Source organism: Arthrobacter cryoconiti (genome assembly GCF_020905375.1).
GTDB lineage: Bacteria > Actinomycetota > Actinomycetes > Actinomycetales > Micrococcaceae > Specibacter > Specibacter cryoconiti.
Window position 1 is genome coordinate 447,496 of the sequence record NZ_JAJJBU010000003.1, and the last position, 26,960, is coordinate 474,455.

The following is a 26,960-nucleotide window of genomic DNA, read 5'->3' on the forward strand; positions in this document are numbered from 1 at the left end:
GGAACAGGAAACGGTCAGAGAAAACGTGCGTATAGAGCTATGACGATAAAACTGTGTCGATATAAAGCAGTGGGAGATGGCGTTCTGGAGCGGTGGTGGATGTAATTGTTGTGCGGTTCGTGAGTAGATAGGGAACATGGGTTCATGCGGCGAGCGGCAACGTTTCCTTGCGTTCGAACAGGATTTTTACGTTTGCATGTCACGTTGCCGGGCGCGGCGGTGGCTCTTGCGGCCCAACCGGAGCAGGAACAGGGCTGAGATGAAAATGACGATCGGCAGGTAGACGCTCCAGAGTGAGATCTCCGAAACGGCCGATTCGTGGGCAGTAAGCTCCTTGGCTGACGCGCTGACAAGATCCTCTGGCACATGCCATTGTCCGACTGCGGCCACCGCGATGGTCCGCGAAGCAGCGAGCCCACCTCCTCGAAGCGTCAGCGTTGCCGCAGCGTCATTGACGGCATCAAGGACTACCCCGTTGACAAGCCAGACGGTGAGCTTGCCTTTGTGGTTCCAGTCGGCGTCGAAGGGGCCAGGGTTTTGCTGAGCACTGATTCCGACTGGCATCCTGCCCCCGTTCAGGCCTGCTAGATCGGCAGAACTGACCTTTTCTGGGTCCGCCGTTTCGCCCTGTACGGCCTCCGCAGTGAATACCTCTGCAGTGCGGCCTGCATGTGACTCGGTGCCATGGCCGGTCAAAGCGAATGTTGAGGATGGACCCTCAACGGGGTTCATGGACAGTTCTATGCCACTCTTTGCCTTGGCCACGGTGACGCGGATGGTTCCTGCCGGCTGCCCGCTCGCGGTGAGAACCGGCGTCGAAGCTAAAGGAGAGGGGGCTGGTGCAAGGGCGAGAGGCGCACAAATAGCCAATGTCAGCGCCGCAACGCCAAAGGAGCCAGCAGCGGCGAACTGGAAGCGGGGGAGTGAGCCAACGCTTGGACGCCACGTGCGAGGCCACAGCACAAAAGCGAGCATTGGGAGTAGATACAAGGCCCAGCCAAGGACCTCAACGAGGCGGGGATCGTTGGGGATTCCGAAAACGCCGGTGAGGATGGCGGCCCTAGCGCTGCCATTGGGGGCCAGCCGGGCCAAGCTGAGGGTGGCGTCTTGGCCGATGTTCAGCCAGCCAGCCTCGTGCGCGGTGCGCAGCGACTTCATGACCAGCCCAGCAGCCACGAAAACAAGAAATGCGCCGGTGACAGCGAAGAATCTAGTGAGGTTGATTTTGATAGCGCCGCGGAAAAGCAACAAACCAATTCCCGATGCAATGACCAGACCGAGAACGGCGCCAGTCCCGGCCGAGACAGGACTGAGTGAGGATTGGAAGGCTGCCACCATGAACACAGCCGTCTCAATACCTTCGCGTAAGACCGCTAAAAAAGCCATGCCAGCCAAAGCGAACACTGAGCCAGCTTTTAGTGCGGCCCCGGCATGCGTCTCCAGGGCGGACTTCATGGAGCGCGCGTTTTTGCTCATCCACAAAATCATTAACGTCACGATCGCCACAGCTGCTGCGCCAATGAGGGTCTCCATGGCTTCTTGCTGCTGCTGAGGGAGTGCTGCTGCGAGCAACTCCAAGACAATCCCGATGCCGGCACTAATTAGCACTGCAGCGCCGACTCCCAGCCACATGGGTTTAAGTGAGGAGCCATTCCGGCGCAAGAACGCCGCGATCATTCCGACGATCAGTGCCGCTTCGAGCCCCTCCCGCAGGCCTATTATCAAGGTCGCCAGCACCTAAAACTCCATACGTCGTCTCGTCGTTGACAATGGAATCCCAGCGCCTAGGCTAGGCTACCCTTACCTTTCCTAAAATCCCTAATTAGGACAGTGAACTCTTACGTATTGGGTTTCCGCCGCGAGTCAGACGGAGCGCTGCGAGAGCGACGGAGAGCTCCGCCGCTCTCGCAGCGCTCCGTCTGACTCGGCGATTGCTCACCGGATCCCGCTACCAAAGATGAGTGGGCGCATCCATAACGGTGGTCCCAGGATGCGCATAAGTCCATTGTTCAAACGGGGTGTCGAGTCGGTAACGGCCAGAATCGGCCAGTAATGAGCGGATTTGTGCATTGCCCGGGTTGTTCAGCGATTCAAAGTACTCCACGGACCAGTGGAACCAGCGCATGCAAAATAGCCGCATGGTCAGTCCGTGGGTGACCAGTAGCGTGTTGGGCGCATAATCCGGTTTGGACCAATGACGGTAGAGGGTCTCCATGAACGAGGACACACGATCGAACACGTCTGAGCCGGACTCGCCCTCCCTGAATCGATAGAAGAAGTGCCCGTACGCGTTGCGTAACTCCTTCTGATCCGCAATTTCGGCCGGGTTTTGAAAGTTTGCCCAATCCTGCTCGCGCAGACGTGGCTCCTCTATGGTCCGCTCTACCAGGTCACCCAAATTCAGGGCTTCTAGGGTTTGGTAAGCGCGTAAGTAGGGCGAGACGTAAACGCACACCTTCTGCCCGTCCAGTTGCCGGCGGATCGACTCTCCGGCCACTTTGGCCTGGGCCACGCCGCTTTCCGTGAGCGGAATCCGGTAATCCGGAATCCGGTTGTAAATACTCTGGTCAAAATTGGCGGCCGACTGTCCGTGGCGGACCATGATGATCTGGCGTGGAGCGCTCATGGGACGAGCCTAATACGTCCACTCACCCAAAATGGGCTGCGGCGGGGCATGATGTATTTATGACTGTGGAGCCGACCGCTAATCCCGCGCACGACGCCGGCCTTGTCCCCTTGGGTAAAAATGGTTCTGTTGACGCGGTGCCTGACACCCCAGCAGGTTCCGGTATGGCGATCCAAGGCTGGGGGAAACGGGGGCGGCGCAGACTTATTTTTGAAGTGTTGCTGGTCTTGGGGCTCTCACTGGGGCAATCGGCCGTGTATTCGGTGGTGCAGTTGGCGGAAAAGATGTCCAAGGCGCCCATTTCAGCAGGTACATCAACGCTGAATGTGGTGCGCAACAATCGCGAAATCTTCGATCTGACGTATCAGCTTCTGGGGATCTTCTTCGCGATCGTCCCGGTCTTGTTGGTGTTCTTCCTCTTGGCAGAACCCGGAAAGTCAGTGTTTCGACGCCTGGGTTTGGACTTAGCTCAGCCCTGGAAGGATGGGCTCAGCGCTCTGGGGCTTCTGGTGGTCATTGGGGTGCCGTCGCTAGGCCTATACGCTGCGGGACGAGCCCTTGGCATCACTACCGAGATCATTCCCAGCGCCCTGAACCAATACTGGTGGACCATTCCGGTTCTGGTGCTCTCCGCCATCCATAACGGGCTTCTTGAGGAAGTCATCATGGTTGGCTATTTGCTGGGGCGGTTAGAGAAAATTGGTATGTCGGCAGTGGCCGCAGCGGTGCTGAGCTCTGCTATCCGCGGCAGTTACCATCTCTATCAGGGCTTTGGACCGTTCTTCGGCAATTTCCTTATGGGCTTATTGTTCTGCTGGTTGTACAAAAAGTATGGGCGCCTCATGCCGCTCGTTGTGGCGCACTCGCTCGTGGACATCGCCGCGTTCACCATGGGACCGGCCCTCGGCTTCGGCTAAGACGTAGGAAAGCGAGCCGGTGTAAGCAGAGTGCAAGGACTCCGTCGTCGGGGCCCGGGCCGCATAAAGCCGGGTGGCATAAAGCCGGGCGGCAAACAAAAGGGCGCTGCCGCAGTGCGGCAACGCCCATTGATCTCGCGTAGTGAAACTCGATCCCACGGGTCTGCCCCATGGAGTCTTTAGAAAATCTAGATCGTGACGGGCCCTTTTGCTGTCTCAAAGGTCACGCTCATGATGCCGGGGGTTCCGCGGGGGGCGATCCATTCAACGGAGACGTCCTCCAGCGGGCATTCAACGGGCTGCCCCAGCCATTCAGTGACGCGCTCGGCGCTGCCCGCTATGGTCAGGGAGGCAAGTCGAACCTCGGAGGGGCGCGCCTGGGAGGGGTGAAGGGCGGGGTCGCCCTCCCATTTAAGCATGTAGGGAACCTGTGGATCGGCGATCAAGCCCTTGATGCCAATCTGCTGCCAGACAAGTTCTTGTCCGTCAGGGAACTTTCGGTTACCGGGAACTGCGCTGCGTCCTAGGCGTTCCTCGAACGGGGCAAGGTCTTCCACGGCAACACACCAGCCCATCCAGCCCCCTCCTGCTGCGGATCGGGCGCGCACGGCTTGGCCGAACGGTGCCTTGTCCGATGCAGGGTGGTCCAGCACCTCAACCACTTCGAGATAGTGGTGATCGGTGAGGGGGATGATCATATTGCGGGTGCCGAAGCGGGGGTGGACTCCGCCACGCACTGCATCGATTCCCAGGGCGGAAGAGATTCGCTCCGTGGTGGCAGCCAATCCATCTGATTCACAGGCGTAAGAAACATGATCCATTCGCATGCGTTCATCTTGGCACTTTGTGATGAGCCTCTCGAGTTAGGCTTACCTAAGCTAGGTGGGGCATGGAATGAGACTGTGCGTGCTAGTTGCTCTTCGGTGGGGCAGAATTGAGGTGTGACTGATTCCTGCGCGCCAGCAAATATCCCAATCCAACCTGCTTTAGTTCTGCCCGATGCGGCCGCGGTTGAGGCTCGCATTAGCGCTACCATCGCCGCTGAATTGGGGGTGCGTGCAGGCCAGATTCGTGCCGCTGTTGGGTTGCTGGACGACGGCGCCAGCGTCCCGTTTATTGCGCGGTACAGGAAAGAAGCGACCGACACACTCGATGACGCGCAACTGCGCGAGCTCGAGGAGCGGTTACGCTACCTTCGTGAGTTGGAGGCCCGCCGGCGCGGTGTATTGGAAACCATCCATGGTCTCGGGAAGCTGAGTCGTGAACTGCGGGTAGCTATTGATGCTGCCGCCACTAAGTCTGACCTTGAAGACCTGTATCTGCCATACAAGTCGACACGTAAAACGAAAGCCGACGCTGCCCGCGAAGCTGGGCTTGAGCCCTTGTTGGATCTGCTTTTGAGAGACCCGTCCACGGCGCCATCCGTCGCGGCGGAGAGATTCGTTTCGGGGGAGCACGGCATTGCCATCGGTGACGATGCACTGGCAGGAGCCCGTTCGATCCTCATTGAGCGCGCTGGTCAGGACGCCGTCTTGCTAGGTACTTTGCGGGAGCGACTGTGGACCACAGGACGTTTGCGCTCATCCGTGAAAACTGGGAAGGACGCCGCGGGAGAGAAATTCAAAGACTACTTCGACTTTGCCCAGCCATTGCATACGCTGCCGAGTCACCGAGTATTGGCTCTGCTTCGCGGTGAAAAAGAGGGTGTACTTGCCCTGGATCTGGCCGAGGCCGATACCCGCGATGCGGATGCCCAGACGCAGGCCAGAGCCCGCTATGAAAACGCCGTGGCTCATTCGTTGGGTATTTCCGAAGGCGGTCGAGCCGCTGACAGCTGGCTGATGACAGGCGCCAAGCTGGCGTGGCGTACGCGTATTTTGACGCGACTCTCGATCGATCTACGCGTGCGTTTGTTCGCGTCCGCGGAGGAGGAATCGGTGCGCGTTTTTGGCGCCAATTTGCGTGACGTATTACTTGCAGCTCCCGCTGGGAACCGTTGCACGCTGGGCCTGGACCCAGGACTTCGGACGGGCACCAAGGTCGCCGTGGTGGATGGTACCGGCAAAGTGCAAGCCACTGACACTATTTATCCGCATGCGCCCGCAAAACGGTGGAACGAGGCCTTGGCAAGCTTGGTGATCTTGTGCCGGAAATACAACGTGGAGCTTGTTGCCATCGGAAACGGCACTGCCAGCCGCGAAAGCGATAAGTTAGCCGGCGAACTACTTGCCGAACTAAAGCGTGTGGACCCACAGCGCTCTGTGGTCAAAATGGTGGTGTCGGAAGCGGGTGCATCCGTGTACTCCGCCTCTGCTTTGGCCGGCGCCGAGCTGCCCGGTATGGACGTCTCGCTACGGGGCGCCGTCTCGATCGCCCGTCGTCTCCAGGATCCCCTGGCGGAACTAGTCAAGATCGATCCAAAATCGATTGGTGTGGGTCAATATCAACACGATCTCACCCCGGCCAAATTGGAACGCTCCCTTGACGCCGTGGTGGAGGACTGCGTGAATGCCGTAGGCGTAGATCTCAACATTGCCTCTCCTGCACTGCTGGCAAGGGTTGCCGGAGTGGGGCCCCTGCTCAGTGAGAACATCGTTGCCCACCGGAATGAGCACGGGCCATTTGGGAAGCGCCGGGAGTTGCTGAAAGTTCCAAGATTAGGGCCTAAAGCGTTTGAACAGTGTGCCGGATTCCTGCGGATTACAGGAGGTGCTGAGCCACTGGATGCCTCCAGTGTGCACCCTGAGGCCTATGGTGTGGCGCGAAGAATTCTCGCTGCGGCCGGTGCTCGTGGCACCGACATTTCCGGTGGCGTGCCGGCGGTGGCGTCCGTGGATCCCACCGCGTTCATCGACGGTGACTTTGGCCTCCCTACTGTGAAGGACATTGTGGCGGAGCTGCAAAAGCCTGGCCGGGACCCTCGACCCCGCTTTGAGAGCGCCACATTTGCCGAAGGGGTTGAAAAAATCACGGATCTGCGTGTGGGGATGATCATGGAAGGCATTGTCTCCAATGTGGCCGCGTTTGGTGCGTTCGTTGACATTGGGGTGCACCAGGACGGGCTGGTTCACGTCTCCGCGATGAGCAACACCTTTGTCTCCGATCCGCACTCTGTGGTCAAGTCCGGGCAAGTGGTCCGTGTCAAAATCCTGGAGGTGGAACCGGAACGCAAACGCATCTCCCTGACCCTGCGCCTCGATGACAATGCCCCGGCGGGGCGCGGGAACGACGCCGGATCCAGAGGTGCGCGGGGAGGTTCGCCCCGGGTGCTGGCTGGCTCGGGCGACGGCAAAAACTCTCCTCAGTCCAGTGGAACGGGACGGCCAATCAACCGGTCACGACCAGCCAATCAGGGACGGTCCGTCAGCCAGGGACGGTCCGTCAACCCGGAACGAGCAGTCAACCCGGAACGAGCCGCAAAAACTGAAGGCCGCAGCGCCCCGGCCGCTGACACTGCCATGGCGGAAGCGCTGCGCAGAGCGGGACTCAAACCGTAGAGAACCCAGGAAGCTCCGGCGTCGTGCTTTAAGTATAATGAGTCCAGAAAACGATTTTTGGATGCATTTATTCGGCCCAAGCGACTAAAAACAAGAAAAGTCCAGCATTAATTCGACAAGAGTCATATAGCCGTCATATTGTTGCATTGCGTGCGGATTCTCTCGCACACTAGATATAGGTCATGAGTGCCAGCGACAAGCCCCGGCTCGCTGGTCGGCAACCCTCCACCGCGGTGGGGTGCCCCGGGTGAAGACCTGGCACCGAACCGCCCGGTTTCGGTGCAAGCGCGGACACACTGCACTTTCGAGCTCAATCCTGCCGTCATTACGGTCTGGGTCGAACTTTTGGTGGGTCCATAGTGTCAAAGGAGCTCACAGTGAGCAACGGTTGGTCATTTGAAACCCGTCAGATTCATGTAGGTCAAGAACCGGATGCCACTACTGGCGCCCGGGCACTTCCGATCTACCAGACAACGTCGTTTGTCTTCCCCTCCACGGAAAGTGCGGCGGCACGCTTTTCACTCGCGGAGCTGGAACCGATTTACACGCGCATCGGTAACCCGACCACTGACGCCGTCGAGCAACGCATTGCCAGCTTGGAAGGTGGCGTTGGTGCGCTCCTGCTCGCGTCTGGGCAGGCCGCCACGACCTTCGCGATCTTGAACTTGGCGCAGGCCGGGGACCACATCGTCTCCAGCCCCAGCGTTTACGGTGGCACTTTCAATCTGCTGGCGCATACGCTCAAGCGCCTAGGTATTGATGTCACGTTCGTCTCCGACCCGGACAACCTGGATGAATGGCGGGATGCCGTCCGCCCGAACACCAAGGCCTTCTTTGGGGAGACGGTCTCCAACCCGCGCCAGGACGTGCTCAACCTTGAGGACATCAGCGAGATCGCGCACGAATCCGGTGTACCGCTGATTGTGGACAACACCCTGGCTACCCCGTACCTGATCCGTCCGCTGGAATGGGGCGCAGACTTCGTGATCCATTCCGCCACGAAGTACTTGGGCGGGCATGGGACGGCCATAGGTGGGGTGATCGTCGACGGCGGCAAATTCGACTTCGCCGCCGAACCAGCAAGATTCCCCGGCTTCAACACCCCGGATGAGTCCTACAACAGTCTGGTTTACGCGCGAGATCTAGGTGTTGGTAGCGCCCTGGGTGCAAATCTGGCCTACATTCTCAAGGCTCGCGTGCAGTTGCTGCGCGATCTCGGCTCCGCAATTTCTCCATTCAACGCCTTCCTCATTGCCCAAGGGATAGAAACGTTGAGCTTGCGCGTGGAACGCCACGTGAGTAACGCTGTCACCGTGGCAAAATGGCTAGAAAGCAATGAAAACGTCGAAGCCGTAGCCTATGCGGGAATCCCTTCCAGCCCATGGTTTGAGCGTGGCCGCAAGTACGGGCAGAAGGGCGTCGGTGCCATCGTCTCCTTTGACATTGTTGGCGGATTAGAAGCTGGAAAGCGCTTCGTGGACTCTCTGGAATTGCACTCCCATGTAGCAAATCTGGGAGATGTTCGATCACTTGTGATCCATCCGGCGTCAACCACGCACGCCCAACTCTCCGAAGAGCAGCGACTCGCTGCTGGCGTACGTCCTGGCCTTGTCCGCCTCTCCGTGGGTCTGGAAGGCGTAGAGGACATCATTGCCGATCTTGAAGCCGGATTCCGCGGCGCAAAATCTGTGTGAACTTTTGCCACAACACGTGCGATCGAGCGTAGGAGAGGCGAACATGGCGACGCCGAAGATTGACATGGGCGCCCCGGCAACGGATGGGTGCGAGCCCGTGACGGCAGAGAGCTCGTGGTCGGCCGCCGTCGGCCAGGGTGGGGGTGTCTTGCGTTCGGTACAGATCGGGGCGTTGGAGCTCGAAACGGGGGGATTGCTCACCTCGGTGACGGTGGCCTTTGAATGTTGGGGAACACTGAACGCGGCCGGCACGAACGCAGTGCTCATCCAGCATGCTCTCACGGGGAGCACGCACGTTAGTCGCGGCGACTCCGAGGAAGATGGCTGGTGGGAAGGTTTGGTTGGCCCGGGGGAGGTTATCGATACCAACAAGTACTTCGTTCTCTGTGCAAATATGCTCGGTGGTTGCTACGGTTCCACCGGCCCGTCCAGCATTGGAGACGACGGCGTCCCGTACGGCTCGCGCTTCCCGTTCGTCACAATCCGCGACTCGGTTAATGCCGAAGCGAAGATGGCTGACAGATTAGGAATTACCTCATGGCACGCCGTCATTGGCGGCTCCATGGGTGGGGCACGCGCGCTTGAATGGGCCATTACGTTCCCGGAGCGTGTACACCGGTGCGCCGTGGTGGCTGCTTGCGCGGCCAGCACCGCTGAACAAATTGCTTTTGCTCAAGCCCAAGTGCTTGCGATTCGTCAGGATCCCAACTTTGCCGGAGGCGACTACTACGACGACGTGGCACCGACAGCAGGCTTGGGTCTTGCCCGGCGGATCGCGCACATCACGTACAGATCCGAGGCTGAGATGGGTCAGCGTTTTGGCCGGGCTGCACAAGATGGCGAGAACCCTGTAAGCGGAAAGCGACTGCCGTCAAAACCTGGAAGATCGCGAACTGAGCGCTACCGGGTCGAAAGTTATCTTGACCATCAAGCTCACAAACTCGTGGGCCGTTTTGACGCTAACAGTTACATTGTCATCACCGAGGCTCTGATGAGCCATGACGTCACGCGCGGACGTGGAACCCTCAAGGAAGCACTATATCGGGCCCAGGACGTTGAGTTTCTCGTGGCGGCCGTTAACAGCGATCGACTATATTTTCCGGCGCAGTCCGAAGAACTGGCCGCTGCACTGCCCGGGGAGAACACGGTGCGTCGGATCGATTCGCCCATAGGCCACGACGGCTTTCTGACCGAGGTGGAAGCTGTGGGTAATCTCTTGAAGGCATCGTTCTTCCCGGTTTAGCTGCGGGCCCCGTGATCTGTGGTTTGCCCAGCTAACGGCGGGGTGGCGCGTCGGCGTCTAGAAATTCTTGAAAATTGCCTCGCGGTGCATGGCGTATTGCTCCGCAGTGACCTGGCCCGCGCGTCGTGCAGTGTCCAGAGCATCGAGCTGGCGCTTGAGTTCGGCTTCAGCCTTCATGCGCTCGTTGGCGAACCCAGCACCCATCTGATTGGGATCGGAGCCGTAGCCCTTGATAGGGATTCCGTTCAGGAGCGTTCCCTGGTAGGGAACGGCAGTGTTGCGTGCAACAGTGCCCTGAAGACCGCCAGCGTGCTGGCCGCTCACAGTGGAGTCCCGCGAGAGAGAAGCCGCCACTATGCTCCGGCCAGAGGACGGGTAGCCGTTACGGGACTGCTCTGCGGCTCGCTTCTTGCGGTTAGCGGCTCTTAGGACGCTGGATAACATCGCAATGCCGACAATGACAAAGACAAACCACGGCTGAAAAAACGAACTGGTCGAAGCTGACGACGCCACATCAACGCCTGCCAGGGGGTTCAAAACTCCAAGCACAACGAACCTCTTCCATAAGCCGGTACGAAAACACCGGGGCGCCGACCTTCACGCCTTACTCCATCCTAGTCGCCCGGACATCACTTCGACGGTCCGCAGGCGTGGCATAGTAACCAATCTTGGTGGGCTTTTATGGCATGCTCTGGGGCGCTGTGCTCTTACCCTGCCGTTCCGCCGTCGGCTTCCTGTTCCAGCCCCGAGGTAAAAGCGGCACCAAAGACGGGTCCTGGGGTAGGGCGTTTGGCCAAAATGCCATCACCTGAGGACTGGTGGCGGAGCCGTCGAAGCACCCACGGCATGAGGAACTCGCGCGCCCAGACTAGGTCCTCGGACCGAGCAGCCTGCCACTTCTGTGCTGGCAGTGGCTTGGGCAGTGCGGGCACCAGCGAATGTGGGACGTTCAAGGCGTTGAGCGCCATGATGGCAATGGTGTGGTGGCCCAGCGGAGCAAAGTGCAGCCGATCGTCCGCCCACATTTGTGAGCCCGTCAGTTCGCGCAGCGACCACATATCTGCCACGACGGCGTCGTGGCGGGCAGCGATGGTCCGCAAGTTTTCGTTATAGATGGCCACGCGTCCGCGGACCATGCCTAGCACGGGGGTATCGCGGATGTCCGGGCCGTTGAACAGGAGGACTGTTGCGCCAGCTGCGCTCATGCGGCCCACCGCTACATCCAGTCTTTCCGCCAAGGCATCGGGATCGGAACCTGGCCGGATGAGATCGTTGCCGCCGGCGGAGATACTGATGAGATCCGGTTTGAGTTCCAGTGCTGGCTCCAGCTGTCCGTCCAAGATTTGGGCCAACAACCGGCCCCGAATGGCCAAGTTGGCGTAACGGAAGTCCTCGTGTCCGCGACTTAGTTCTTCCGCTAACCTGTCGGCCCAGCCGCGGTAGCCGCCCGGGCTGCTGGGCTCTGGGTCACCGATTCCTTCGGTGAAGGAATCGCCCAGGGCCACATATCTGCTCCAGGGGTGGCGAGAGGCGGGTACAGCATCTAAATTTTCAGGGTGCGTAGAAACATTCACGTTTCCATCCTGCCCGCAGTGGGTTAGTTTGCGCCACCTCCCGTTCGTTCTGATTGCTGGCGCGTGAAAGAATGATGGGCATGAGTGAAACCCCCACAGTCCTTTGGTCCCGTCCGGAAAACGAGCGCGCAGGAAGCCCGTTGCTGGTTATGTTTCATGGCTATGGTGCCGATGAAGCTGACCTCTTTGCTTTGGCCAGCCAGCTTCCAGCAGAGTTCACAGTGGCGTGTGTCAGAGCTCCGCAGCAGGCAGGACCTGGTTATGCCTGGTTTCCACTGCGCACGGATCTGACTTACTCTTTGGACGCCGTCATTGACACCGCCGCTAGCATCGAGGCTTGGTTGGATTCTGTCCGTGGCGCTCACAGCTCCGTCACTCTGCTTGGTTTCTCGCAGGGCATGTGCATGGCGACAACGTTGATGCGGCACCGTCCCGCGGACTATGCCGCCGTCGTCGGACTCTCGGGCTTCGTGGTCACAGCGGAGCGCAACCCGTACTTTGACGACGCAACCACAGGCACTGTTAAGCCCCCGCTTTTCTGGGCCGAGACCAGGGCGACCCCGTCATCTCTGCCGAATCAGTGGAGCTCACCAACAGCTGGTTGCGTGGCCATACAACGCTCACGAAGGTCCTCTATACCGGGATCGGGCACGGCATCAACGCCCAGGAAATGGCACACGTGAGCGAATTCTTAGCCCAGAAAGTCCTCGCAGAAGCTTAGCGGGTGCAGCTACTTACTGGTGCTGATACGCACGGTCTCGCCATTGACGCTCACGGTATCGCCGTCGTGAAGTTGCCGGCCGCGGCGCTCGTCAATCTCGCCGTTGACTTTGACGAGGCCAGCCTTGATGACGTCTGTGGCTTCGACTCCGTCCTCGACCAGGCTGGCAAGCTTTAGCAACTGGCCTAACCGGATCATGTCGTCGCGGATGGGGATGTCAATGATCTCGTGTGAACTCATACTGTAATTGTGCCGCATGGGAACAGCTATCCTTGCCGCCGGGCGCTAACGTTGCAGGGAGCACATTCACGATCCGTGAGGGAAACGACCATGAGTTCACCAACGCACGTATTTGTTAGCGGTTATACGCAAGCCCCTTACGGTTCGGGGCCAGGTGTGGTGCGCTACGCTCTGGCACCGGACGGCAGCATAGGCTCAGAAGAAGCGCGGGCCACGGCAGCGGTGAATCCGTCATACCTTGCCGCTGGCGGTTCGGTTTTGCTGAGCGTGGAGGAATTGCCCCAAGGGCGGATCGTGGCACTAGACCCAGGCACCTTGGAACTGGTGGGGCGGGCATCTTCAGGCGGAGCCGACCCGTGCCATCTCACCCTGTGCGGCAGCGACGTGTGGACCGCGAACTATACGTCCGGAACAGCCTGCGTGACTGCGCTCGCCGAACTAATTGACGGTGGTTTTATGGCCAGTACGACGCCGGCCTCACCGGATCTGCTCTCTCATCCGGGAACCGGGCCAGTAATTGACCGCCAGAGCGAGTCACACGCCCATCAGGTGACGTTCACACCCTGGGGAACAGTCTTGGTCTCGGATTTGGGAGCGGACCGAATTGACGAGTACGACGCCCATTCCCACGTGCTGCGTGGCTCAGCCCAACTGCCACCGGGTTCGGGGCCCCGACACGTTGCCATCAAGGGTGCCTTCTTGTTGGTGGCAGCGGAGCTGGATGGGCATTTGCACGTGCTCCGGCGCAACGTGCTGGCAGATGGCGCCGACCACTCGTGGACGTGGCTGTTGCGGACGCCGTTGGCATACTCTTTGGCGGAACAAGAAGATGCCAAAGAGTTCTACCCGTCTCACCTTGAACTCGCAGCTGAGCAAGACCTGCTTTATGTAGCCGTCCGCGGGGCAAATACGCTGGTGGTGCTGGATGTTTCGGGTCTTTGTGGGGATAATCCGGAGGTGCCGCGGGTGCTTTCGGTTGTGGACTCCGGGGGCAACTGGCCGCGCCATCTGGCCTTGGGTGAGAACGTTGTGTACGTGGCGAATCAGCGTTCCGACACCGTGACGGTATTTTCCTTGGACCAGGATGGTCTCCCGGGAGCGGAACCGGTGCAAACCATCGGCTTTGGCAGCCCCGCCTGCGTCTTACTTGGCTAGTGGGCACCCAAGGGCGATGAAATGCGTAGGCGGAGTCCGGCGTCGTACTGCTGGCGCAAAACTTGCCACCAGTATTGCGCATAGTGTACCCGGCGCAATACTCGCCACCAGTATTGCGCCGGCGGAATGGGGCAAGACCAATTCCCGCCATCTCACCACGTCCCGGTAGGCTTATCCACGGACGGACCGCACCCAGCGGCCTCGTAAATAACAGGAGTACTACTTTGGCGCCCCAATCCAAGCTTGACCAGGTCATTTCCCTCGCGAAACGTCGCGGCTTTGTCTTTCAGGCCGGTGAAATTTATGGCGGTTCGCGATCAGCTTGGGACTATGGTCCCCTTGGCGTTGAGCTGAAGGAAAACATCAAGCGCGAATGGTGGCAGTCCTTCGTCCGCGGACGAGAGGACATGGTGGGTCTGGACTCCTCCATCATCTTGCCCAAGGCCGTGTGGGCAGCCTCCGGCCACGTGGCCACGTTCACCGACCCCCTCGTCGAGTGCACCCAGTGTCACAAGCGTCACCGCCAAGATCACCTCCTTGAGGCGTTCACGGCGAAGAAGAAGCGCGAGCCTGAAAACGGCATGGACGACATCGTCTGCCCAGACTGCGGCACCAAGGGCCAGTGGACCGAGCCCCAGATGTTCTCCGGGTTGATGAAGACCTTCCTGGGCCCGGTGGACAGTGAATCCGGCATGGTGTACATGCGCCCGGAAACTGCGCAGGGCATCTTCGTGAACTTCAACAATGTGCTCACCACCAGCCGGAAAAAGCCGCCGTTCGGCATTGGCCAGATCGGCAAGGCATTCCGCAACGAGATCACACCCGGAAACTTCATTTTCCGCACCCGTGAGTTCGAGCAGATGGAAATTGAGTTCTTTGTGCCAGAAGATGAAGCTGAGAAGTGGTTCAAGGAATGGGTTGAACTCTGCTGGAACTGGTTCTTGGACTTGGGAATGAGCCCGGAGAACATGCGCCAGTTTGATGTTCCCAAGGACGAGCGAGCCCACTATTCTGCAGGGACCATTGACTTTGAATACAAGTTTGGTTTCCAAGGCAACGAATGGGGCGAGCTCATGGGCGTCGCCAACCGCACCGACTACGATCTGAACTCTCACACGAAGGGCTCCGGCACAGAGCTGAGCTACTTCAACCAGGCCACGGGGGAGCGGTACACGCCGTTCGTCATCGAGCCTTCCTTTGGCCTGACACGTTCCATGATGGCGTTTTTGGTGGACGCTTTCACCGAAGACGAGGCCCCTAACGCCAAGGGCGGGGTAGATAAACGTACCGTTTTGAAGCTGGATCCGCGACTGGCTCCCGTCAAGGCCGCAGTGCTCCCGCTCTCCCGCAATGAGGACTTGTCCCCGAAGGCCAAGGAGCTTGCCAACACGCTGCGCAAGCACTGGAACATCGACTTTGACGACGCCGGTGCCATCGGCCGCCGTTACCGTCGCCAAGATGAGATCGGGACACCGTTTTGTATCACTGTGGACTTTGAAACCCTTGAAGACAATGCTGTGACTATCCGCGAACGCGACACTATGAGCCAAGAGCGCGTTCCTCTCGATCAGGTACAGGCATACTTGGCTACCCGATTGCTAGGTGCCTAAAGCATGGCTGAACTCTCCTACCGGCCTTGGCGTGATGGCGATGACCTAGCGCTGCGTGAAATTTGGGGCGACGCCGATTACGCCGCAGCCGGGCAGTTCCGCACGGCACTGGCGCCCGAGCAGGATGCGAAGCCGTGGCGGCGGACCATAGTGGCGATGGACCAAGGTATTCCGGTCGCAGCCGGCGTGGTCTATTCCACCACGCTGCACCCACAACGGCTCTGGGCTTATGTGGAGGTCACGCGGGATCATCGCCGGGCAGGTGTGGGAGCTACCTTGCTGACTATGCTGCGCCGCGAGGCTGACGGCGCGCTTGCCGCCGGCCTGCTCAGTACGACGGCGTTGCGCAGCAAAGTTGCCCCCGGCACCCCAGGCGCTGAATTTGCGCAGGCAATGGGACTCTTTGTCCTCCAGCGTAACCGCGTGGTCGAGGTACGGCCCAGTGCGCTGAATTTGCCAGTTTTTGGTGAGGGAACCGAGGCAGAAGCTGAGGCTCGCGTTCAGGATCTGGCCACCGGTTCAGTTGAGCTTAGTGATGTTGTGGGCCGCTATTACGAAGCGGTGAATCGGTGGGATCCCACCGGCGTTCTCACGCCCGGGATGGTCCAGCGCATGTTCTTGGATGAGCTCACCGGAGCCCATGGGGCACTTGTGCTGCGCGCCGAAGCTGCAAGTGCGTTTGGCAACACCGTGGCGGCCAGCAAGAAGGGGCGCATCGAGGCCTTTGCGGTGAGCTATTCACAAGGTTCCCTCACCCCGGACGCCGCAGAGTCAGCGTCGGAAGTGTTCTTGGGAGTTGAACCAAAGCTAGAACATGACACCGCAGTGCAGGCAGTGTACGACCTTCTAGCTTTGATTACGCACCAGTATCCCGTGCTTCTTGAACTTGATGATTCCATGGAAGCCGTGGCCGCTGTCGTCAATCCCATGATTGAAGTTGGTGCGGCAGTTCTTCGCGGCGGTGAGACGCTGGTAGTTGGCGAGTAACCCGTCCACGACTGAGCGTGAGAACAACCATTGAAAGGCTGTCTCCAACGTGAGCCACTCGCATTTACCCGTCGATGACTCCTCTTTAGGACGCAGTGAACTGAGGCGGCGCACAGCTGTGCGCCGCCGCGCCGTCGTCCTACTGAGTTGGATACTTGCCCCGTTGGCCGCGCTGACGCTAGTGGGCATGCTCCTGCTGTGGCCGGGGGATTCTTCGTCAAGCCCGATCGCTGGAAACCCGTACACGGCAGCGCCTGGAGCCGCCATTTTGACGGGGACAGTCCAGCGAACCTCCACTGAAAACTGTCCGGGCAGTGCCCAGAAGTCGCAGAGCTGCTTCATTGCACACACCTCGGTGCAAGGTGGGGGCGAAGTTCCCGTGGTGGTTACTCCGGACATTGTCCAAACTCGTGGCGTGAAGGTGGGCGAAGGCATCCGGTACTTGAAACTACCGGCAATGCCCGCCGGCTTGGAGGCCATGGGGCCGCAGTTTGTGTTCATGGATTTCGTTCGCACAGTGCCACTGGGACTCTTGGCGGTGCTGTATGCAGTGGTGGTCATCGCTGTGGCCAGGTGGCGCGGGTTGCGAGCTATGGTGGGGCTCGGCGGCGCATTTGCCGTACTAGCGTGGTTCATCCTGCCAGCCTTGGCACAGGGGAAACCGCCGTTACTGGTGGCCGTGGTAGGTTCCTCTGCCATTATGTTTGGGGTGTTGTATTTTGCCCATGGATTCTCGGCACGGACCTCCACAGCTCTTCTTGGCACACTCTTTGGACTGGCGGCTACGGCGGGGCTGGCGGCATGGGCCGTGGACGCGGCAGCTCTGACCGGGAGCACGGGAGATAACGCCTACCAGTTACTTAATCTCACGCAAGGGATGTCTTTGTCCGGCATGATCTTGTGCGGCCTGATCATTTCAGGACTGGGTGTGCTCAACGATGTCACCATCACCCAGTCATCGGCCGTCTGGGAGCTCTACGAGCTTGCACCGCAGACCAGTGCCCTGACGCTTTTTCGTTCGGCCATGCGCATAGGGCGTGATCACATTGCCTCAACCGTTTACACGATCGCGTTCGCCTACGCCGGCAGTGCGTTACCGGTACTTCTTTTGGTCTCACTCTATGATCGTCCACTTTTGGATGCGCTGACCAGTTCTGAATTGGCAGAGGAAGTGGTGCGGATTCTAGTCGGTTCCATCGGACTGGTTCTGGCCATTCCGGTCACGACGGCGGTTGCGGTGGCCGTTGTGAAGGCCACGGGAAAACAGGAGGCTGCGGCTCCGGCGCTCGCCAACTAGCAGGGTGCAGTGCTCACTGGACTCTAACCGGTCTGGGCTCTAACCGGACTGGACTCTAACCGGTCTGGGAGATTGCATCGTGAACCTGCGTGCTACGGCGTCTGCCAGCCACGGCACCCGAATAACCCCACCAAGGACGGCGTTACGACGTCGCAGCAATGTGCGTGGCAAGGGACGTCCAAGCGCCATATTTATCGACGCTTGCCGGGATGCTCGGGTAGCTGCGGCCATCCGAACTTGTTCGAATTCCTTCAAGCGCAGTGCCGTCTCTTCTCCCCTGAGCGCAGCCACAATGATCGGGGCCAGCGCGGCTGCGTCGAGCCAGCCCAAGGTCAAGCCTTGGCCGCCGATCGGGCTGATCTGGTGTGCGGCGTCTCCGATTAAAGCCGTCCGCCCCTGTACCATCCGCAGTGCCAGACGGGCACTGACCGGAAAAGCGCTGAGCATACTATTTGCCTCCGCTGCCACGCTGACGCCTGTGCGCGTATGAATGAGCGCCGCCAAATCGGCGGCGCTAGCTGAGGACAGCAGTGTGTCGGTGTGAACCACCCAGCGGCGCAGTTGCCCGGGCATGGGGAAAGACTCCACGATCCCGCCCGGTTCCAGATGCAGCACAGCAGTGGGTCCGTCGTCACCGGCGTCGGGAAAATCCCCCATCAGGTATGTATCGGGGTAATTACGGCCACGTGTGGGAATTCCGAGTTCTCGGCGCACAGTGGAATAGGCGCCGTCGGCTCCAATCAGCAGGCTGGCCGAAAAGACCATTGGGTTCTCCCCGGCGTCCGTATCCCCGGCGTTCAGAACGCTAGGGACCGGAACCATGCCACCCGTATCCCCGGCGTTCAGGGAGGCCCTGAGCGTGACCTGAGTACCGTCGTCGTGCAGGGAATGTACGGTAACCCCGCGCAGGAGGGCCTGCGGGTCGAGTGCGTGAACCCGCGCCTCCAAGAATTCCTCGGTCCTGGCTTGAGGAATGGAGAGAATAAAGGGCGGGCCGTTCGTAATGCCAGAGAAACGTAGCCCTGCCACCAATTTTCCGCCGCTGCGAGCCGCACCGTTGCTGATGTGCAGTCCCTCCGCGGCCAGCGCTTCGCTTACGCCTGCGAGATCAAGTGCGCTCAGCCCGGGTGGATGGATGCCGATCGCGCGTGAATGAGTGCGGGGTGAGTTCCTTTTTTCGAGGATTTTGACGGTGAGTCCGGCTTGGAGAAGCAGGACGCCCAGATACAGGCCCGCCGGTCCCGCCCCGACGATCAGGACATCATCCATGGCCGGCCCCCATGGTAAGTATCAGCCTAAATGGCCGGCCTTCCTCCACTCGCCAGGGGGGCGGGACAGCCGCGGCCAGCTCGTCTCTGGTATAGCTGCGGCGAATGGAAGTGAGTCCGTCACGGCGGATGAACGACCCCGGGAAAAATGGCAGAGTTGAGGCAGAAAACAAGGCGTAGCCGACTCTGTGGCGGGCGATGTCGGCATGCAACGCCAGCTTTGGGGACAACGCTCCGGTGTCCACAAGCAGGCCCTGAAGTTCCGGAGCGCTCAAGTGGTGCAGGACATGGTTGGAGACAATAATGTCGAAGGTGGCCCCTTCTGCTACGAGCACGTTGCTGTGCGCGGACCGATACGTCACACCTGGCACGGATGGTTGCGCGCAGGCGAAGGTGAAGGCTCGTTCATCCGGGTCCAATCCCGTTGCGAGCAAAGCGAACCCATCGCGTGCCGCCCAGCGGGCTAAGCTTCGCACCACGTCACCGCCGCCGGAGCCTATGTCCAGCAACGTCACAGGTCCGTCGGATGCTTTTTGTGCTGCCAGTATCGGTCTGATTCGTTCCTTGTACATGTTCCGCCAGCCAGACACCACCGCATTGATGAGCGGAAACTGGGCGTAGGTGCGTTCTAGCATTGCGGCGTCGCATCCTGGCCGGTCCATCTCCTCCACAGCGCACTGGTCCCGCTCGCGCAGAAATTCCCTGCGCTCAGGCACGACCGACGGTTTCCAACTCCACTACGTTCCGGCCGGTGGGCAGGCCTGGGGAAAGCTTTGTGAAGAGACCCGTCTCCACCGTCAGGCCAGGGCCGAACGCCATAGCGCAGATGCTCTCCTGCGCCGCCGTGGCCTGCTGGTTGAGAATGTGTTTGAGGACGAACATCACTGTTGCGCTGCTCATGTTCCCGAAGTCACGCAAGGTTTCACGGGCGGGAAGCAGCTGCTCTGCTGTGAGTTCAAGCTTGGCCTCGACCTTGTCCAGAATGCTGCGCCCGCCGGGGTGGATGGCCCAATGCCGGATGTCACCATAAGGAAGCGCCGCAATGGCCGGTTCGTGTGCCAGCAGGGGTGCCAGCGCATCCACGATGTGCTCGTCAATAATGCGGGGTACGTAACTATCGAGCACCATTTCAAAGCCTTCATCGCCAATGTTCCAGGCCATCGAGTCTTCGCCCACGGGCGTGAGCACGGTTTCAAAATGATCCAGAGAAATGACAGGGTTCGACGACGGCAGTTCGCGTGCGCTCACCACGGCAGCGGCCGCCCCGTCGCCGAACAAGGAGGAGCCCATGATGGTGTCCGGGTTATTTGATGTGCGCACATGTAAAGAACACAACTCGGCTGTGACTACCAGCACCACAGCTTCTGGATCGGCCTCACAAAAGGCTTTAGCCGCACGCAATGCGGGGAAAGCGGCGTAGCAACCCATGAAACCCAGGTGGTAGCGCTGCACTGAGGCATTCAGACCCAGTGCACGCACCACTTTATAGTCGGGGCCGGGGTTGAAAAAACCAGTACAGGAAACGGTGATGACGTGCGTGACGTCGCCTGGCCCAACGCCGTCGCACGCCTCTAACGCCTTTTCAGCGGCTTCGATGAACAGTTTTGTGGCCTCCGTCGTGAAGAGGTCGTTGCGCACTTTGGTGCTGGGGGAAAGTAACAGGCCGGATGCGCCATCGAAAAAGACTGGATTTTCGCTCTGAGAACCGGTAGACATCTCCGCCACTGCGGTATGGCGGGTGTCTATTGCGGCCGAATCAAAACAGGTACGCACTAACCGTTGACCCAAACGGGTAAGGCCAGGTTGGGAGGCAAAAACATCGCGGGCCTCGGATTGGATCAAGAGGGTGGGCGGAACTGCGGTTTCTAGGGATCTCAGTGTGACCGTCATGCTCCATTGTGGTTCCTGCGCGGGGCAGAAAACAATGGCAGCCGCGGCCCATGCGGAAAGTGACTTTCTAAAACTCTTCCCAGCATGAATTTTTGGGCCGATGGATCGTGTCCCTTTGTTGGGTAAGTGCAAAAAGTAGATGAATGCGGTGATCAGGACCAACGTGGGCAGCGCGTCAACGATCATTGGTGCTGCGCATTTTCGCCCTGACTACCGCATGGAACCTCCGTCCAGGGGTCCGAACCCGTATTCTGGAGGGAGGTTCTGGGCCTTCCTGCGCGGATGGCCCATGCCCGTTCGGACTGGGTAGAACTCCTTGGGAAGGGACCAACATGTGGAATGACTATGGATTGACGTGGGCCGATGCAGGCCGAGTAGTACTTTCAGCCGTTGGGCTTTACGTCCTTGTGCTCTTGCTGATTAGGTTCATGGGCCAGCGCACCATGGCAACACTGTCCAGCTTCGACCTCGCCGCGGCTGTGGCCCTAGGCGCGGTGGTCGGACGGGCCATCCTCGGGTACACCCCTACTTTGGTGGCTGGCGCCCTAGGGTTGCTCACTCTCCTGGTACTCCAAGCGCTCACAGGGCAGCTTCGCCGATTCCCCAAAGGCATAGCCGCCGTCAACAATAGGGCGTATCTACTCATGGCAGGCGGGGCGATTCACCCCTCCAATCTGCGCAGAACCCATGTTTCTCAAAGCGAAATTAGGGCTAAATTGCGTCAGGCTGGCATCCGCAATTATGCCGAAGTAGCCTGTGTGATCCTTGAATCAACGGGAGAGATCAGCGTGCTGCGCACGGGCGTGCCCATCCAACCGGAATTCCTAGAGGACGTCAGGGGTGCGGAGCTGGTACCGGCTTCGTTTCTGGCCATGCCACAGGATTGATATGGATTTCAGGCAAGCACAGCTTCCTGCTGGTGAGCCTGCTTAGATCCACTTGCGGTTCTTAAAGATGCCAAACAGCACGGCGCTGACACCAAACATTGCCAGAATGGCCAGCGCGTAGCCATACTCCCAGTGCAACTCCGGCATAATGTCAAAGTTCATGCCATAGATGGTTCCGACCAAGGTGGGTGCGAACAGAATGGCCGCCCAAGCGGAGATCTTCTTGACCTCTTCGTTCTGAGCGTTGCTGGCTTGCGCCAAGTGCTTCATCTCCTCGTTTTGGCGCTGCGCCACGAGGGTTGAATTGACAGTCAGGATGTCCCGAAGCATAAAGCGGAAAGAATCGATCCGCTCATTGGCCGCAGCAACGTGATCGTCCACATCGCGCAGGTACTGGCGCAGTTCCTCATCGATCCCATATTTATCGAATCCAGCCGCGAGTGAGGCGAGGATCCCTGTCATGGGCCTGGTGGAACGCTGGAACTCAATGACCTCGCGGGAGAGCTCGTAGATGCGGCGGGAAACTTGCGGATCTCCACTGAAAACTTCGGTCTCAATCTCATCAATGTCATTGGCCAAACCAGTCACCACCGGTGCGAAGCCGTCGACCACGGTGTCCAGAATCGCATAAAGTACGGCTTCAGGACCCAGGCGCAAGAGGGTCGCGTCCTGTTCCATCCGACGTCGCACAGCTGCCAGATTAGGTGAGTTCCCATGGCGGACGGTGATGATGAAGTTGGCGCCCACGAACACGTGCAGCTCGCCAAACTCCACCTCTTCTTGGGTCTCCAGATAGCGAGCCGCACGCAGCACCACGAAGAGGGTTTTACCGTAGCGTTCCAGCTTCGAGCGTTGATGGGCCAGAACCGCGTCTTCAATGGCAAGTTCATGCAGGTCAAACTCTTCGGCCAGCTCCTGGAGTTCACTTTCCTGCGGGGTCACCAGACCAATCCAGGCCATAGAGCCGGGCAAGGAGTTGAGCTCGCGGAAGGTATCCGGCAGGGTGCGGGGTGAGGAAATTCGGCGACCGTCATGGTAGATGCCGGCGTCGATCATGCTCGTTGCCGTGTCATGGACCATGCCCGTGCCAGGGTTGAGTACCCCGTCTGGCCCGGCTCCGATCGCGTCCGCGGAACCAGTGGCGGGGCGACAGATAAAGGGGGAGGTGGCGTTCTTCAAAGATTGCAGACGCGTAGCAGCGCGGCGTGTGTTCATGGGTGTATCCAGTCAAGCGCAGGGAAGGATGGGCCATTATCAGGGCCGGCCCACCGTCATCGCCTGCTATGAGGCGGCTATGCGCCTAAGAATGCGCGACGGAAGGCCTGGCTAGTAGGACTCGGAGGTTCCGAACTCATGCGCCCGCCTCCCTTCAATGGCTATTGGCTTCTCTTGCTACCGGAATTGAGCATTTGATGCTGACCGGGGATCACTTTAAGCATAGCCCGGAAAGTCTGTACAGCTAGTTTTGGCAGTTTTGGCAGTTTTGGCACAGGGCGGAGGTCTGCTGCGATGCGTTCTAGCGTACGACGGCGAGCAAGGCCTCCCGGCGGTTCTAACCGAGGGTTGGGGGAAAGTGACCCGGTTCTAACCGAGGGTTGGGGGAGTGGGACCGGCGTCGAGCTTTCCGGAAAGGGTGAAGAGCAGCGCGGCGGCAACATCACTTACGGGGGTCTGCGGGCTAAAGAGTAGCCACTCCAGCCCGCCCATGAGTGTGGCACCAAAGATGCCGCCAGCCATGAGCAGACGCATCGCCTCGCTGGTGCCGGCGGGCACAAGTGGAACCAGCGCTTCCTCGATTTCGGTCAAGGCCTCACGGCGCAAGGCAAAAATGGATTCTTGCCAGGCTCGGTCGGTGCGGAAAATCTCTGCGGCCATGAGTTTGGACAAGGCCCGATTTGCCTCTAGCAGGGACAGCATGGCTGTGACCATCGCTTCAACCCCGGCAAACCCGGACGCGGAGAGCCGGGCGTCGTGCAGCGTCTGGGCAAGCTTGCTCACTCCGGTGGTCAGCAACTCGCCAAACAGTTTGTCCTTGGAAGAAAAGTTGTAGTAAACGCTGCCTTTGGCCACACCAGCGCGCTCAGCCACCTGTTCCATGGTGGTGCCGGAGATCCCATGCAGTGCGCCCAGCTCCAGAGCGGCGGCCAAGATGGCCTCTTTGGTAGCCGAAACGCGCTGCATGGGATGTCCTTTACTTGGATGACGACGGGGTGGAAAAGACTCTTGACTGGCTTACATTTCCAATTCAGGATGCAGGCGCTTGATGGAAAAAACGCGCTGGCGACCGGCACTGAATGAACTGATGGCCACAGAAGCTACAGTCATCACGGCTAAGAATGCCACGGAAATCCACAAACGAGAGTCTATTCCACCAGTCATCAATGCTCGAAGCCCGTTGACCACGTAGGTGGCGGGCATGAACGGGTGAAGTGCTTGAAAAAAGGCTGGGGTGGTCTCCACGGGATACGTACCACCTGAGGAACTTAGCTGGAGCATCAATAGCACCAGACTGGCAACTCGGCCAGCCGCTGTGCCAAAGACAATGATCAGCATCTGCTGCAGTGCTAGGAAGGCCACCGTCGTTAGATAGATGAACCCCGCCATAGCGACTGGATACACAGGGTTCATGTCCAGTCCCCACAGCAGTACCGCCACCATGATCAAGACCTGTCCCAAACCAATGGCCAGGGCTGGCAACAGCCCGGTTAGGACGCTGCGGATCCCTGATACGCCTGCGGCCAAGGCCCGGGTGGGCAAGGCGCGCAAGAGGAGCCAGGAAATTAGTGCCCCGACAAACGTGGCGAGGGCAATGAAGAACGGGGCGAATCCTTCACCAAAGCTGTTCGACTGGTTGCTCCAGGTGGATTTGACGCCCACGGGGTTTGCCAGAACATGTGACTTTTTCTCCAGCAATGTCGCGGGGTCATTGGGTACTGTTTGACCACCTTCCGTGAGTTTGTCAGTGAGCAGATGGCTGCCGGTGGAGAGTTTGTTGGCTCCATCAGCGAGCGTTGCTCCACCATCAGCCAACTTCGTGGCTCCTGTGGCCAGACTGCCGGAGCCTGAGCTGAGAGTTCCGGCTCCCGCGGCCAGCGAGGACGCGCCATCGCGGGCGGAGTCGGCACCCGTGGACAATTTCGCTGCACCCGCTGCTACTTGTGTGGCGCCGGATGCGACGTCGGCTGATCCTGTGGCGGCTCGCCCCGCAGCTGTGGAGAGGGCCATAGCGCCTGAGTTGACGGTATCTGCCCCTGTGGACAGTGCCGAGGCTCCGGTAGCTGCCTCTGTAACCCCGCTAGTGAGTGTGCCGACCCCGCTGGCGACAGCGGTGGCTCCGGTGGAGAGTTTCGCGGCACCGTTGGCCAGAGGTGTTACGGCCTGGGACTGTAATTGCTGGAGGCTGGCTACGAGTGCGCTGGCTGGGGTGCCCGCCGGCAGAGCCTGGGCTGTGGCAATCAGCTTTTCTAGTTCTGCGGACGTCGTTGCTGCGCTCGCAGCGAGTGTGGAGGCGTTTGTGGATACATCGTTCGCACCGGACGAGAGTTTTTGAGCTTGCGGAATGGCTCCCGTGAGCTTGGTGGAGAGTTCAGCGGAGCCGTCTGCCAGCTGTGCGGTGCCGTGGGTCAAAGTGGTGGCTCCGCCGCGCAACTCGTTGAGTCCGGCGGCCAGGGAGTTCGTGCCAACGGAAAGCTGTTGCGCTCCACCGTTAAGCGTCGCGGCACCAACGGAGAGGTCTTTGACACCGTTGGAGAGTGTCCCTGCCCCATTAGCTAATGCCAAGGCGCCGTCCTTGAGCGTCACTGAGCCATTAGCTAGATCGTTCATGCCAACGACCAACTGCCCCGCACCATTTTTAGCCGAGTCAATTCCTCCGGTGATCTGAGCCGAGCCAAGAGCAGCACTGCGGAGGCCATCGCCGGCGTCGTGCAACCCCACCAATAATGTGCTTGAGGTTTGCTGTCCCAATTGGGTGGCTACTGCGTCACGAACTTGAGCCATCGCCTGCTTGCCCAACACCGTGGACAGGAAGTTGTTTGAGTCGTTGTACCGGACATCTAGGAGAGTCTGGGCTGGCGAATCGGTGCCTACAGAAACGGCTTGGGCGGAGAAATCGGCGGGGATAGTCAGCGCAAAATAGTACTTTCCCTCATCCACCCCGTGAGCGGCAGTTGCGGCATCGGTTTGCTCCCATTTCACGTCCATGCCGGCCATGAGTTTGCTGGCCAGATCGGTCCCGGCATGCACAGCAGTGCCAGCATTCGTAGCACCCGTGTCTTGGTTAACTAACGCCACGGGAAGCTGGTCTAGGTGTTTGTCGGGTGCTTGGAAAGCCCAGAGATAGAGCGCTCCGTAGATCAGTGGGATGAACAGCATCACGGCTACGGCTATCTTGGGTAGCTTTCCGCGCTTGAACCGGCTCAGTTCGGTACCGGTGGATAAAAAGGCAAACATTTAGCGACTCTCTTTGATCGGTTGTGCTGCAATAGGGGCCTGGCCGGTGGCTTCCGCATCCTGCGGAGTCCGGGCAGCCGTCAATTCCACCACTGACGGGTTGATGTCCAGTGCTTCCCACAGCTGCGTATCAAGTGAGGAAGCAGACACTACGACGGCGGTGCCCCTGGCTGCAATGTTCGCTAGCCTGCGCCACAGAGTGCTGTGTGACTCTTTTGAGGTGAGCTGCTCCAAGTCGTCAACCAACAGGACGTCGGGGCGGTTCATCATGGCCAAGGTGATGCGCAGGAGAAATTTCGCCCGCTCATTGAGGTTCCAAATGACTGTGTCGGCATGGGGTATGGCTTCGTCTGCAAATACGTCTGCACAGCGCAGCGCTACGTCAACATCATTGAGCTTGTGGACGATTCCCCACCAAGGGCTCAGCCAAGCCTCGCGCTCACGGAGGGCAGCGCCCACGGTCACGGAATCCTCCAGTTCGTCAATGCCAGCAAAGCCGCACACTGCGGTAATTTTTTGCACGGCGCGTAGTTTGCGCGGGAGCTCATATCCGTTGACGGTCAGCTGTCCTGTGTCAGCTTTCATCCGCCCGCCCAGTGTCAAGAGCAGGCTGGTCCGCCCGCTGCCTGGGTCACCGCGGAGCACTGTTAGCCCGTCGCCGATCTCGAACGTCAACGGGCCGTAGACGGGTCCCCGGCTGGCGGAGCATCCAAGCCCGTCTGCGTATATCTGCACCATGTTTCCTTTCAGGAGATCGGGGCGGGAAGTCTTTTTCGACTTAGTTCGCTATCCGGTCATTTCAATTCTTTGTACTGACCAGTCAGTCTAGCAACATTGAGCGATTCGTAACGGATTGTTTTCCGTTTCGCGCTCCGTGACTTTCTTCACAGCGTTGGACGGCC

At 59.5% G+C, this 26,960-nt stretch carries 22 protein-coding genes, 1 pseudogene and 1 riboswitch; of the genes and pseudogenes, 10 read left to right on the top strand and 13 right to left on the bottom strand.

Going from position 1 to position 26,960, the window contains the following annotated elements:
• Positions 1-186 precede the first annotated feature (186 nt).
• A complete protein-coding gene (gene efeU / locus LOH53_RS02105; protein ID WP_230066056.1) occupies positions 187-1,737 on the bottom strand; it encodes an iron uptake transporter permease EfeU in 1,551 nt (516 codons plus the stop codon).
• A gap of 211 nt (positions 1,738-1,948) precedes the next feature.
• Complete coding sequence (locus tag LOH53_RS02110) at positions 1,949-2,626, bottom strand: histidine phosphatase family protein (protein WP_230066057.1); 678 nt, start codon at positions 2,624-2,626, stop codon at positions 1,949-1,951.
• A gap of 164 nt (positions 2,627-2,790) precedes the next feature.
• On the opposite strand from LOH53_RS02110, the gene LOH53_RS02115 reads away from it, so the two are divergent.
• The gene (locus tag LOH53_RS02115; RefSeq protein WP_230066228.1) at positions 2,791-3,543 is read left to right on the top strand and encodes a CPBP family intramembrane glutamic endopeptidase; all 753 of its coding nucleotides are present in this window, start codon (positions 2,791-2,793) and stop codon (positions 3,541-3,543) included.
• Between the two features lie 188 nt (positions 3,544-3,731).
• On the opposite strand, the gene LOH53_RS02120 is transcribed toward LOH53_RS02115, so the two are convergent.
• The gene (locus LOH53_RS02120) at positions 3,732-4,370 is read right to left on the bottom strand and encodes a VOC family protein (protein ID WP_230066058.1); all 639 of its coding nucleotides are present in this window, start codon (positions 4,368-4,370) and stop codon (positions 3,732-3,734) included.
• Positions 4,371-4,511: 141 nt separating this feature from the next.
• Between LOH53_RS02120 and LOH53_RS02125 the strand changes: the two genes are divergently transcribed.
• From LOH53_RS02125 to metX, 3 genes are all read left to right on the top strand, one after another.
• Entirely contained in the window at positions 4,512-7,040 is a 2,529-nt protein-coding gene (locus LOH53_RS02125; RefSeq protein ID WP_376992034.1) for a Tex family protein, read from the top strand.
• A 178-nt stretch (positions 7,041-7,218) separates the two neighbouring features.
• Positions 7,219-7,334: riboswitch (SAM riboswitch) on the top strand.
• Positions 7,335-7,417: 83 nt separating this feature from the next.
• The gene (locus LOH53_RS02130; RefSeq protein ID WP_230066059.1) at positions 7,418-8,734 is read left to right on the top strand and encodes a bifunctional o-acetylhomoserine/o-acetylserine sulfhydrylase; all 1,317 of its coding nucleotides are present in this window, start codon (positions 7,418-7,420) and stop codon (positions 8,732-8,734) included.
• Positions 8,735-8,777: 43 nt separating this feature from the next.
• Complete coding sequence (metX, locus tag LOH53_RS02135; protein ID WP_230066060.1) at positions 8,778-9,977, top strand: homoserine O-acetyltransferase MetX; 1,200 nt, start codon at positions 8,778-8,780, stop codon at positions 9,975-9,977.
• Between the two features lie 57 nt (positions 9,978-10,034).
• Here the strand turns inward: metX and LOH53_RS02140 are convergent, their stop codons facing one another.
• Positions 10,035-10,514: a hypothetical protein gene (locus LOH53_RS02140; RefSeq protein ID WP_230066061.1), complete on the bottom strand. Its 480-nt coding sequence runs from the start codon at positions 10,512-10,514 to the stop codon at positions 10,035-10,037.
• 170 nt (positions 10,515-10,684) lie between these two features.
• Positions 10,685-11,551, bottom strand: coding sequence for an SGNH/GDSL hydrolase family protein (locus LOH53_RS02145; RefSeq protein ID WP_230066062.1), 867 nt, complete (start codon positions 11,549-11,551; stop codon positions 10,685-10,687).
• 80 nt (positions 11,552-11,631) lie between these two features.
• Between LOH53_RS02145 and LOH53_RS02150 the strand changes: the two are divergent.
• Positions 11,632-12,272 (top strand): annotated as a pseudogene (locus tag LOH53_RS02150) (alpha/beta hydrolase).
• Positions 12,273-12,281: 9 nt separating this feature from the next.
• Here LOH53_RS02150 and LOH53_RS02155 read toward each other — a convergent pair.
• Complete coding sequence (locus LOH53_RS02155) at positions 12,282-12,512, bottom strand: RNA-binding S4 domain-containing protein (RefSeq protein ID WP_230066064.1); 231 nt, start codon at positions 12,510-12,512, stop codon at positions 12,282-12,284.
• A gap of 90 nt (positions 12,513-12,602) precedes the next feature.
• Between LOH53_RS02155 and LOH53_RS02160 the strand changes: the two genes are divergently transcribed.
• The 4 genes from LOH53_RS02160 to LOH53_RS02175 all read left to right on the top strand — a co-directional run bounded on the left by LOH53_RS02160 (position 12,603) and on the right by LOH53_RS02175 (position 17,561).
• A complete protein-coding gene (locus LOH53_RS02160; protein ID WP_230066065.1) occupies positions 12,603-13,667 on the top strand; it encodes a lactonase family protein in 1,065 nt (354 codons plus the stop codon).
• Positions 13,668-13,891: 224 nt separating this feature from the next.
• Positions 13,892-15,277 (top strand): glycine--tRNA ligase, encoded by a 1,386-nt coding sequence (locus tag LOH53_RS02165; RefSeq protein ID WP_230066066.1) that lies wholly within the window; start codon positions 13,892-13,894, stop codon positions 15,275-15,277.
• Between the two features lie 3 nt (positions 15,278-15,280).
• Entirely contained in the window at positions 15,281-16,264 is a 984-nt protein-coding gene (locus LOH53_RS02170) for a GNAT family N-acetyltransferase (protein WP_230066067.1), read from the top strand.
• 49 nt (positions 16,265-16,313) lie between these two features.
• Positions 16,314-17,561 carry a YibE/F family protein gene (locus tag LOH53_RS02175; RefSeq protein ID WP_376991865.1) on the top strand — a complete coding sequence of 416 codons (1,248 nt, stop codon included), beginning with the start codon at positions 16,314-16,316 and terminating at the stop codon, positions 17,559-17,561.
• Between the two features lie 39 nt (positions 17,562-17,600).
• Here LOH53_RS02175 and LOH53_RS02180 read toward each other — a convergent pair whose 3' ends face one another.
• Genes LOH53_RS02180 through LOH53_RS02190 form a run of 3 tightly spaced genes read right to left on the bottom strand, consistent with a single transcriptional unit; the run spans position 17,601 to position 20,719 of the window.
• A complete protein-coding gene (locus tag LOH53_RS02180) occupies positions 17,601-18,830 on the bottom strand; it encodes an FAD-dependent oxidoreductase (RefSeq protein WP_230066068.1) in 1,230 nt (409 codons plus the stop codon).
• Positions 18,823-19,545 carry a class I SAM-dependent methyltransferase gene (locus tag LOH53_RS02185; RefSeq protein ID WP_230066069.1) on the bottom strand — a complete coding sequence of 241 codons (723 nt, stop codon included), beginning with the start codon at positions 19,543-19,545 and terminating at the stop codon, positions 18,823-18,825. The genes LOH53_RS02180 and LOH53_RS02185 overlap by 8 nt, the downstream gene beginning before the upstream one ends.
• Complete coding sequence (locus LOH53_RS02190; protein WP_230066231.1) at positions 19,538-20,719, bottom strand: type III polyketide synthase; 1,182 nt, start codon at positions 20,717-20,719, stop codon at positions 19,538-19,540. The genes LOH53_RS02185 and LOH53_RS02190 overlap by 8 nt, the downstream gene beginning before the upstream one ends.
• A gap of 332 nt (positions 20,720-21,051) precedes the next feature.
• Between LOH53_RS02190 and LOH53_RS02195 the strand changes: the two genes are divergently transcribed.
• Positions 21,052-21,606, top strand: a complete 555-nt coding sequence (locus tag LOH53_RS02195; RefSeq protein WP_230066070.1) for a YetF domain-containing protein — start codon at positions 21,052-21,054, stop codon at positions 21,604-21,606.
• Between the two features lie 42 nt (positions 21,607-21,648).
• On the opposite strand, the gene LOH53_RS02200 is transcribed toward LOH53_RS02195, so the two are convergent.
• From LOH53_RS02200 to LOH53_RS02215, 4 genes are all read right to left on the bottom strand, one after another.
• Positions 21,649-22,821 (bottom strand): magnesium and cobalt transport protein CorA, encoded by a 1,173-nt coding sequence (locus tag LOH53_RS02200; protein WP_376991863.1) that lies wholly within the window; start codon positions 22,819-22,821, stop codon positions 21,649-21,651.
• Positions 22,822-23,190: 369 nt separating this feature from the next.
• Positions 23,191-23,787, bottom strand: a complete 597-nt coding sequence (locus LOH53_RS02205; RefSeq protein ID WP_230066071.1) for a TetR/AcrR family transcriptional regulator — start codon at positions 23,785-23,787, stop codon at positions 23,191-23,193.
• Positions 23,788-23,838: 51 nt separating this feature from the next.
• Entirely contained in the window at positions 23,839-26,058 is a 2,220-nt protein-coding gene (locus LOH53_RS02210; RefSeq protein WP_230066072.1) for a YhgE/Pip family protein, read from the bottom strand.
• Positions 26,059-26,796 carry an ATP-binding cassette domain-containing protein gene (locus tag LOH53_RS02215; RefSeq protein WP_230066073.1) on the bottom strand — a complete coding sequence of 246 codons (738 nt, stop codon included), beginning with the start codon at positions 26,794-26,796 and terminating at the stop codon, positions 26,059-26,061.
• Positions 26,797-26,960 lie beyond the last annotated feature (164 nt).

Excerpts from the sequence above, each read along its gene's own strand:
- LOH53_RS02160 (WP_230066065.1), top strand. The coding sequence starts at position 12,603 with ATGAGTTCACCAACGCACGTATTTGTTAGCGGTTATACGCAAGCCCCT.
- LOH53_RS02215 (WP_230066073.1), bottom strand. The coding sequence starts at position 26,796 with ATGGTGCAGATATACGCAGACGGGCTTGGATGCTCCGCCAGCCGGGGA.
- LOH53_RS02190 (WP_230066231.1), bottom strand. The coding sequence starts at position 20,719 with ATGACGGTCACACTGAGATCCCTAGAAACCGCAGTTCCGCCCACCCTC.
- LOH53_RS02115 (WP_230066228.1), top strand. The coding sequence starts at position 2,791 with ATGGCGATCCAAGGCTGGGGGAAACGGGGGCGGCGCAGACTTATTTTT.
- LOH53_RS02205 (WP_230066071.1), bottom strand. The coding sequence starts at position 23,787 with ATGCAGCGCGTTTCGGCTACCAAAGAGGCCATCTTGGCCGCCGCTCTG.
- LOH53_RS02120 (WP_230066058.1), bottom strand. The coding sequence starts at position 4,370 with ATGCGAATGGATCATGTTTCTTACGCCTGTGAATCAGATGGATTGGCT.
- LOH53_RS02200 (WP_376991863.1), bottom strand. The coding sequence starts at position 22,821 with ATGAACACACGCCGCGCTGCTACGCGTCTGCAATCTTTGAAGAACGCC.
- metX (WP_230066060.1), top strand. The coding sequence starts at position 8,778 with ATGGCGACGCCGAAGATTGACATGGGCGCCCCGGCAACGGATGGGTGC.
- LOH53_RS02210 (WP_230066072.1), bottom strand. The coding sequence starts at position 26,058 with ATGTTTGCCTTTTTATCCACCGGTACCGAACTGAGCCGGTTCAAGCGC.
- LOH53_RS02195 (WP_230066070.1), top strand. The coding sequence starts at position 21,052 with ATGTGGAATGACTATGGATTGACGTGGGCCGATGCAGGCCGAGTAGTA.
- LOH53_RS02170 (WP_230066067.1), top strand. The coding sequence starts at position 15,281 with ATGGCTGAACTCTCCTACCGGCCTTGGCGTGATGGCGATGACCTAGCG.
- LOH53_RS02155 (WP_230066064.1), bottom strand. The coding sequence starts at position 12,512 with ATGAGTTCACACGAGATCATTGACATCCCCATCCGCGACGACATGATC.
- LOH53_RS02180 (WP_230066068.1), bottom strand. The coding sequence starts at position 18,830 with ATGGATGATGTCCTGATCGTCGGGGCGGGACCGGCGGGCCTGTATCTG.
- LOH53_RS02110 (WP_230066057.1), bottom strand. The coding sequence starts at position 2,626 with ATGAGCGCTCCACGCCAGATCATCATGGTCCGCCACGGACAGTCGGCC.